Origin of the sequence: Pseudoalteromonas prydzensis, assembly GCF_011050055.1 — a bacterium.
Classification (GTDB): domain Bacteria; phylum Pseudomonadota; class Gammaproteobacteria; order Enterobacterales; family Alteromonadaceae; genus Pseudoalteromonas; species Pseudoalteromonas prydzensis_A.
In genome coordinates this window covers 1-7,605 of the sequence record NZ_DRGM01000051.1, presented here as the reverse complement: position 1 = coordinate 7,605, position 7,605 = coordinate 1, and the positions used below count along the sequence as shown (strand labels likewise).

Below are 7,605 nucleotides of genomic sequence, written 5' to 3'. Positions count from 1 at the left end.
GGTTCTAGGTTCTAGGTTCTAGGTTCTAGGTTCTAGGTTCTAGGTTCTAGGTTCTAGGTTCTAGGTTCTAGGTTCTAGGTTCTATCAATATTAAACCTCGTTCCTTTAACCTTTCTTCTTGAATCTTTAACTTGTGCTCAAACACACTAACCCCGCGGGGGTTATCGTCTTAAGCGGGGCAGGATTCTACAATAATCCGATGTGTTTGCAAGTGTTTTTTTACAAATTAAAGAATTTTTCTTGGTAGACTTTTAATTCCATGATGGAATCTTTGATATCGTCCAAGGCAAGGTGTGAGCCTTTTTTATTCACTTGCGCTAACACATCTGGTTTCCAGCGTCGTGCAAGTTCTTTAATGGTACTGACATCTAAATTACGATAATGAAAATAATCTTCAAGCTCACGCATGTATTTATTCATAAAGCGTCTATCTTGGCCAATTGAGTTACCACACATAGGTGAAGCGCCCGCAGGAACCCATTGCTTTAAAAATGCTAACGTTTGCTCTACAGCATCTTGCTCTGTGAATGTGCTTGCTTTACAACGGGCGGTTAACCCTGACTGACCATGTTGATTGGTACACCATTCATCCATGCTATCAAGTAGCTCATCACTTTGATGAATAGCAATAGTTGGCCCTTCAGCCAAGATGTTTAACGCACTGTCGGTGACAACAGTCGCAATTTCGAGTATTTTATCTGTGGCTGGTTCAAGACCTGTCATTTCAAGGTCGAGCCAGATAAGATTTGATTTATGAAAAGACATAATTACCTAAGCGGTACTTTCCTTTAGATCCAACGCATTTAATTATATCATATTAGTATCATCAGTCGACCTAAAGCTTTTTTTTCAAAAAGCACGACATTTAACTAAGTTATGGGCCAAAAGTGGCAAAACAGAAGAAATTAAGTAAAGGCCAATCCCGCCGGATCAAGGCCAATCACCAAAAGCGCTTGTCTAACGCTGATACTGCCTCGACTAAAGGTACATCAACGCAATGGCAAATTGATAATTTAGGTGCTGCGGAAAATGCCGTGGTGATCAGTCGATTTGGTCAACATGCTGACATCGAAACCGATAACGGTGATGTACTACGTTGTAATATTCGCCGTACTGTTAAAGGCATTGTCTGTGGTGACGAAGTGCAATTTCGCCGTGCCAAAGTCAGTGAAGGTGATTTAGCCGGTGTGATCGAAGCCATGCACGAGCGTCGCTCACAACTAACCCGCCCTGATTTTTACGATGGGGTAAAAGTCATAGCTGCCAACATTGACCAAATTCTAATGGTGTCAGCAGTATTACCTGAATTTACGCCAAGCATTATCGACCGTTATTTAATTGCCTGTGAAGACATGGGTATAGAGCCTATTTTAGTGCTCAATAAAATAGATTTAATTGATGAGTCTGGACTAGCTAATATCAACAAAATTCTGGATATTTATAGGTCTCTTAATTATCAAGTATTACTAGTCAGTAATAAAAGCGGTTACGGCATTGATGCACTAAAAGAAACCTTAGTTGATAAAAACAGTATTTTTGTTGGTCAAAGTGGTGTGGGTAAATCAACCTTAGTGAATACCGTGTTACCTGATGCCGAAATACTCACGAAAGAAGTCTCTGAAAACAGTGGTCTTGGCCAACACACAACAACCGTGTCACGACTTCATCACTTACCTTCAGGCGGTAATTTAATTGATTCCCCTGGTATTCGTGAGTTTGGCTTGTGGCATTTAGATGTAGAGCGCGTTACTTGGTGCTTTAAAGAATTTCGTGAGTTTATTGGCGGTTGCCGCTTTAGAGACTGCAAGCATTTAAACGATCCAGGTTGTATAATTCGCCAAGCAGTTGATGAAGGTGATATTTCGCAGCTACGGTTTGATAGTTACCACAGAATTTTAGAAACAATGGCCGATGGCCGTGCCGGAGCTCGTGCTCCGCGCGTATAAATTAGGAAGAAGTCAGTGAGTTTAGATAAATTCAAAATCGCAATGCAGTATGCAATGCCAAAGCACTTTGTATCGCGCATGGTAGGTAAATTAGCCGCAGCAAAAGCCGGTGCATTAACCACAACCTTGATCAAACTATTCATTAAACAATATAAAATTGATATGAGCGAAGCGCAATATAGCGACCCTGCTCATTATAAAACCTTTAATGAATTTTTTACTCGTCCACTAAAAGACGGCGTACGGCCATTAACAATGGATAGTGACATCATTGCACATCCAGTAGATGGTGCAATTAGCCAATTAGGCCCGATTGTTGAAGGTCAGCTTATTCAAGCTAAAGGCCATAACTACAGCTTGCAAGCACTACTTGGCGGCTCAGAGCAAGATACAGCGCCATTTTTAGGTGGTGACTTTGCAACGATTTACTTAGCGCCAAAAGACTATCATCGCATTCATATGCCAATTGATGGCACCTTGAGCAAAATGATTTATGTACCCGGTGATTTATTCTCTGTAAACCCACTTACCGCGCAAAATGTACCTAATCTATTCGCTCGTAACGAACGTGTAGTAGCCATTTTTGACACTGAAATTGGCCCGCTTGCCATGGTATTAGTCGGTGCGATGATTGTTGCCAGCATTGAAACTATTTGGGCAGGCACAGTAACACCACCAGCGGGTAAAGATGTATTTAGCTGGAATTACCCAACCTCAGGTGAAAACGCCATTACCCTGAAAAAAGGTGCGGAGATGGGTCGCTTTAAGCTTGGCTCGACAGTTATTTTAGCTTGGGGTGCAAATAAAGCAGAGATCCTTGAAGATCAAAAACCTGGCACAGTAACCCGCATGGGCACACGGTTCGCTAAGATTGATGATTGATTAGTTAGCGACTAGATTTAACTAAAAACGCGGAAAGGCTAAAGTCATTCCGCGTTTTTTATTTAATCGATTTCTGCATCACACTCTGAGCACCCCGGCGCTTTAGTTAATTGAAACTGCTGCTGCGCTAAACTTAGCGCATCAAAACGAATAAATTGACCCCCTTGGTGATGGCCAAGCACGATGTTAACCGCCAATAATGCCTGCATTGAACCTATCACACCTAACAGCGGACTTAGCACGCCTGTATTACTGCAATTAAGCGTTTGCTGTTGTGGTTGCTTGCCAAATAAGCAACCGTAACAAGGGCTCTGTGGCTGGCGAAAATCAAAACACATCAGCTGCCCTTCGCTCGCTATTGCCGCCCCCGACACCAGTGGAATACCCAGAGCTAAGCATTGCTTATTAACCACATAACGAGTGCTAAAGTTATCGCTGCAATCAACGACTAAGGTTGCGCCAGAAAACATTTGCTGGGCATTATCAGCGCTTAGTTTGGCGCTAACTGTGTTGATCTTGATTTGATTATTTAAGCTGCTTAATACTTTACCCGCAGCACTGACTTTATTTTGCCCTAAGTGATTTACTTTATAGAGCACTTGGCGCTGTAAGTTTGAAAGCTCAACTTTGTCGTCATCTAACAAGGTTAATTCGCCAATACCAGCCGCAGCTAAATACAGCAATGCGGGGCTGCCTAAGCCACCCGCGCCAACTACCACAATATGCGCTGCTTTTAATTTTAACTGCCCTTCAAGCCCCACTTCTTTGAGCATTAAATGACGGCTATAACGCAGCTGCTCTTTGTCTGATAACTCAACCATTATTTAATGACCTATAGCACTTTGTAAATCGGCGATGGCTTGCTGATAATCAGCAGACTCTGTGATTGCTCTCACCACCGCAACACTACCCACCCCCGTTGCCGCAACTTCACTAGCACGCGCTAAGTCAATACCGCCAATGGCGACGGTTGGGTAATCTTGCATTAGCGGCACAAAGTGTTTTAACTTTTCAAGCCCTTGAATTTGCCCAGTCATATCTTTGGTGGTGGTTGGGTAAATAGCGCCAAACGCCATATAACTCGGGCGGTAATTATGAGCGCGTAGCATTTCGTAAAAACCGTGAGTAGAGAGCCCTAACCGCATGCCAGATTCTTTAATTGCAACCAAGTTAGCGTCGAGCAAATCCTCTTGCCCTAAGTGAACGCCATAAGCGCCATGCTTAATGGCTAATTGCCAATGGTCATTTATATACACGTTGCCGTCATACTTTTTACCAAGTGTGACCGCCGCTGCGACCGCTTGTTCAAGCTCGGTTTCACTGCCATTTTTCATTCTTAGCTGCACGGTTTTAACCCCTTGCGCTAAGCACTTTTCTAACCAATCTAGCGTATCAACTACTGCATACAAACCAAGCTGCTTACTTTCACATTCAGTAAAGCCTGCCGCCATAGTAAATTCGTTGGGTTGCTCAAAGTCCAGTTCATCACCAAGCCAACTACCCGCTTCTATTACTTGTGGGTAATCGGCAAGGTTTTCTGGAAAGCTCGTTTGTGCCACAGGGCCAATCCCTTCACCATAGCGCACAGCCGCTTTTAAACCTTGGTTGATATACGCTTTCGCTAAGATAAAAGCATCTTTTAATGGGTAATCTTTCGCTAAACAGGCTGCTATTACCGACGCCATACTACAACCGGTACCGTGACTGTGCGGCGTTTGAATTTTTTCATTACCAAGCCAATATTCATTACTACCATCAGCGCTACCATCACAGCAGTAATCAATACAATAACCACTTGGGTAATCCCAATGACCACCTTTGATCAACACCGCTTTTGCGCCCCAACTTTGCAGCTTTTCGGCTGCCTCAATAACGGCACTGGGGCCAATTAAATACACGCCGGTCAATAACTGAGTTTCATGGGTATTTGGGGTGATCACATCCACCAGCGGTAATAAGCATTCTTTAATTGCGCTAACCGTATCTTCTTCGGTGAGTAAGTCACCACTACTGGCAATGGCCACCGGATCATATACAACCAAAGGCGCAACCGGCCAAGTGGCTTTATAATGTTTTAAATGTTCACTGATCAATTGAATTTGCTGCACATTGGCCAGCATACCAATTTTGATAACACGGGCTTTCATGTCGCTTTCAAGGGCGAGTAATTGCGACTCAATAACGTCGGTTGAAATCGGGTTAAGTGCTTCAACCCCTAAGCTGTTTTGCGCAGTCAATGCGGTGATGGCTGTGCAACCATGCACGCCAAAACTTTGCATCGCTTTAATATCCGCCTGAATACCTGCACCACCGCCAGAGTCAGAGCCAGCAATTGTCCAAACAACATGATTCATAGTTACGTATTTCCTAATTTTTATTCTTGATGCCAAAAAGGCATACCCATAGTAGGCGTAGATGGCGCAGCGACGTCTTTTTCTGGCATCGCCTTTGCTCGGTAAGCAAAACGACCCGCATCAACGGCTGCTTTAAATGCATGACTCATGGTAACAGGGCAACCCGCACCTGCAATAGCCGAATTTAATAACACCGCATCATAACCTAATTCAAGCGCTTGGCAGGCGTGTGATGGCAAACCAAGGCCAGCATCAACAATCAATGTGGTATCGGGTAAGCGTTCCCGAATAGTTTTTAAATTATATTGATTTAATAACCCTTTACCCGTGCCAATCGGCGCTCCCCACGGCATTAACACTTCACACCCAGCATCAGCCAAACGTTGACATAATACTAAATCGTCAGTGCAATAAGGTAACACCTTAAAACCTGCGGCTAGCAGTATTTTAGTTGCCTCAAGTAATGCAAACGGATCCGGTTGCAGGTTATAGTCATCGCCAATCAACTCTAGCTTGATCCAATCGGTGGCAAATACTTCGCGGCACATTTGCGCGAGCGTGACGGCTTCCTTAACACTGTGACAACCCGCTGTATTGGGTAATATTTTTAACCCAGTATCTTTGATCAATTGCCAAAAGTCATCCCCTGCGGCGACACTTTGTTGACGTCGTAATGACACAGTAACCACCTGCGCGCCAGAGGCTACAATCGAGTCTGCCATAATCGCAGGTGACGGATACAATGCCGAACCAATTAATAACCGACTAGTGAACTGCTCACTATAAATACTAAAACTATCTGATATTGCGCTACTCATATTAGCCACCTTGAATTGGTGATAGTAATTCAATGCTATCGCCTTCGTTAAGTAAGCATGTATCACACTGACTACGCGGGATAAACTGACCATTAACCGCAACCGCAAAAGGTTCTTTCGCGGCAAATTGGCGCAAAGCTTGGGTTAAATTGGCATTATTTGCCAACTCAAAATATTGACCATTAATTGTTATTTTCATACTTATTTTCATAGTAAGCCTTAATTGATCCGTGCCACGGCATCCGCCACTAAACTCGGCGCAAGTAAATAGCCATGACGGTACAAACCATTAATGCTGATCAGCTGTTGTTGTTGCGTTACTTGCGGGCGATTATCACTAAAAGCAGGACGCAGGCCGGTTTGAATACTTAACACCCGAGCTTCAGCAAAGCCGCTATGTACTGTGTACGCTGCCGATAACAACTCAAGGGTTGAGCGAACCGTCGCTGGGCCATTATCTTGTGATTCGATTTCTGTCGCGCCAATCACATACTGATGATTGGGCTTAGGTGCGATATAGATTGGATAACGCGGATGCATTAACCGCACTGGCCGTGTTAAATTAACCTCAGGGGCGTACAAACGCACCACCTCGCCACGTACACCTCGCAGCTTACAGGCTGCGCTTTTAGCGCCTAGACCTCGACAATCAATAATATAATCAAATGATTGCTGTAACTTTTCACAGCCTACATCGACCTTTTGTGCAAATTTAAAACTCACATTACGCTGTTTCAAGGTATTAAAACTCGCTTGATAAAAAGCCTGATTATCAATTTGCCCTTCGCAAGGTAAATACACACCTTGATTAAAGCGCCCTGCAAGCTCCGGCTCTAATTCACTGATTTGCGAACCAGTTAGTTGATGGCCGTGATGTTCAGCCAAAGGTTTTAAGCGCTGCATAAAGCTTTGCAGGTCGCCCTTATCTTGTTGGTGAGCCACCACTAAAGAGCCTTGTTGTTGAAAAAACACTTGCTCATCAAGCTGGGCTAAAATACCCGGCCAACGAGCAATCGAATCCAGCCCCAGCAAGGCTAAGTCTTGCTCGCAGAATACCGATTCAGCCAAAGGCGCAAGCATCGCCGCCGCGACTCTTCCTGCACTATCAAGCGCTTGTTCATCACCCGCTTCATAAACAGTAACATTATGCTTTAAGCTCAACTCAAGCGCCGCTAAACGCCCCGTTAAACCAAACCCCAGCACCGCAATATTGTAAGACATGGGAATCCTTAATTCAGTTTGCTAGCTACAAGAGTAAAGTTAGCGAGCTTTTCACTCGCTAACTCGCTAACTAGCGCTTAAACCACTTTATGATAAAGCTCTGAGCCGGTTTGTTTAAACTCGGCTGATTTAGCTTGCATTTCGGCTTCTACATCGACCATTTTGATCTCAATAGCATCACCAACGTTGTTAGGATCTATACCTCTGGCTTCGAGATCTTTGGCGTATTCTCGCACTTCTTGGGTGATTTTCATTGAGCAGAATTTTGGCCCGCACATAGAGCAAAAATGCGCGACTTTGCCAGATTCTTGTGGCAGAGTTTCATCGTGATATTCACGGGCACGAACAGGGTCTAAACCAATATTAAATTGGTCATGCCAACGG

9 protein-coding genes are annotated in these 7,605 nt (G+C 44.1%); 2 read left to right on the top strand and 7 right to left on the bottom strand.

What is annotated here, in order from left to right; translation table 11 throughout:
- Nucleotides 1–219 precede the first annotated feature (219 nt).
- Nucleotides 220–765: an oligoribonuclease gene (gene orn, locus ENH88_RS04890; protein WP_304180306.1), complete on the bottom strand. Its 546-nt coding sequence runs from the start codon at nucleotides 763–765 to the stop codon at nucleotides 220–222.
- A 122-nt stretch (nucleotides 766–887) separates the two neighbouring features.
- On the opposite strand from orn, the gene rsgA reads away from it, so the two are divergent.
- Together rsgA and asd are read left to right on the top strand one after the other, a co-directional pair.
- Entirely contained in the window at nucleotides 888–1,946 is a 1,059-nt protein-coding gene (gene rsgA / locus ENH88_RS04885) for a small ribosomal subunit biogenesis GTPase RsgA (protein ID WP_304180305.1), read from the top strand.
- Nucleotides 1,947–1,961: 15 nt separating this feature from the next.
- Nucleotides 1,962–2,828, top strand: coding sequence for an archaetidylserine decarboxylase (gene asd / locus ENH88_RS04880; RefSeq protein ID WP_304180303.1), 867 nt, complete (start codon nucleotides 1,962–1,964; stop codon nucleotides 2,826–2,828).
- Between the two features lie 62 nt (nucleotides 2,829–2,890).
- On the opposite strand, the gene ENH88_RS04875 is transcribed toward asd, so the two are convergent.
- The 6 genes from ENH88_RS04875 to ENH88_RS04850 form a co-directional block, all read right to left on the bottom strand.
- Nucleotides 2,891–3,649, bottom strand: coding sequence for a HesA/MoeB/ThiF family protein (locus ENH88_RS04875; RefSeq protein ID WP_304180301.1), 759 nt, complete (start codon nucleotides 3,647–3,649; stop codon nucleotides 2,891–2,893).
- 3 nt (nucleotides 3,650–3,652) lie between these two features.
- Nucleotides 3,653–5,182: a thiamine phosphate synthase gene (gene thiE / locus ENH88_RS04870; protein WP_304180299.1), complete on the bottom strand. Its 1,530-nt coding sequence runs from the start codon at nucleotides 5,180–5,182 to the stop codon at nucleotides 3,653–3,655.
- Nucleotides 5,183–5,202: 20 nt separating this feature from the next.
- A complete protein-coding gene (locus tag ENH88_RS04865; RefSeq protein WP_304180297.1) occupies nucleotides 5,203–6,000 on the bottom strand; it encodes a thiazole synthase in 798 nt (265 codons plus the stop codon).
- A gap of 1 nt (nucleotide 6,001) precedes the next feature.
- On the bottom strand, nucleotides 6,002–6,199 hold the full coding sequence (thiS, locus tag ENH88_RS04860) for a sulfur carrier protein ThiS (protein ID WP_304180296.1): 198 nt from the start codon (nucleotides 6,197–6,199) through the stop codon (nucleotides 6,002–6,004).
- Nucleotides 6,200–6,219: 20 nt separating this feature from the next.
- Nucleotides 6,220–7,221 (bottom strand): FAD-dependent oxidoreductase, encoded by a 1,002-nt coding sequence (locus tag ENH88_RS04855; protein WP_304180294.1) that lies wholly within the window; start codon nucleotides 7,219–7,221, stop codon nucleotides 6,220–6,222.
- A 77-nt stretch (nucleotides 7,222–7,298) separates the two neighbouring features.
- Nucleotides 7,299–7,605, bottom strand: a 307-nt coding sequence (locus tag ENH88_RS04850; RefSeq protein WP_304180292.1) for a phosphomethylpyrimidine synthase ThiC, incomplete at its 5' end; no start/stop codon positions are given.

What these genes read in the sequence shown, in the direction of transcription:
- thiE (WP_304180299.1), bottom strand. Translation starts at nt 5,182, where the DNA reads ATGAATCATGTTGTTTGGACAATTGCTGGCTCTGACTCTGGCGGTGGT.
- orn (WP_304180306.1), bottom strand. Translation starts at nt 765, where the DNA reads ATGTCTTTTCATAAATCAAATCTTATCTGGCTCGACCTTGAAATGACA.
- ENH88_RS04875 (WP_304180301.1), bottom strand. Translation starts at nt 3,649, where the DNA reads ATGGTTGAGTTATCAGACAAAGAGCAGCTGCGTTATAGCCGTCATTTA.
- ENH88_RS04855 (WP_304180294.1), bottom strand. Translation starts at nt 7,221, where the DNA reads ATGTCTTACAATATTGCGGTGCTGGGGTTTGGTTTAACGGGGCGTTTA.
- thiS (WP_304180296.1), bottom strand. Translation starts at nt 6,199, where the DNA reads ATGAAAATAACAATTAATGGTCAATATTTTGAGTTGGCAAATAATGCC.
- ENH88_RS04865 (WP_304180297.1), bottom strand. Translation starts at nt 6,000, where the DNA reads ATGAGTAGCGCAATATCAGATAGTTTTAGTATTTATAGTGAGCAGTTC.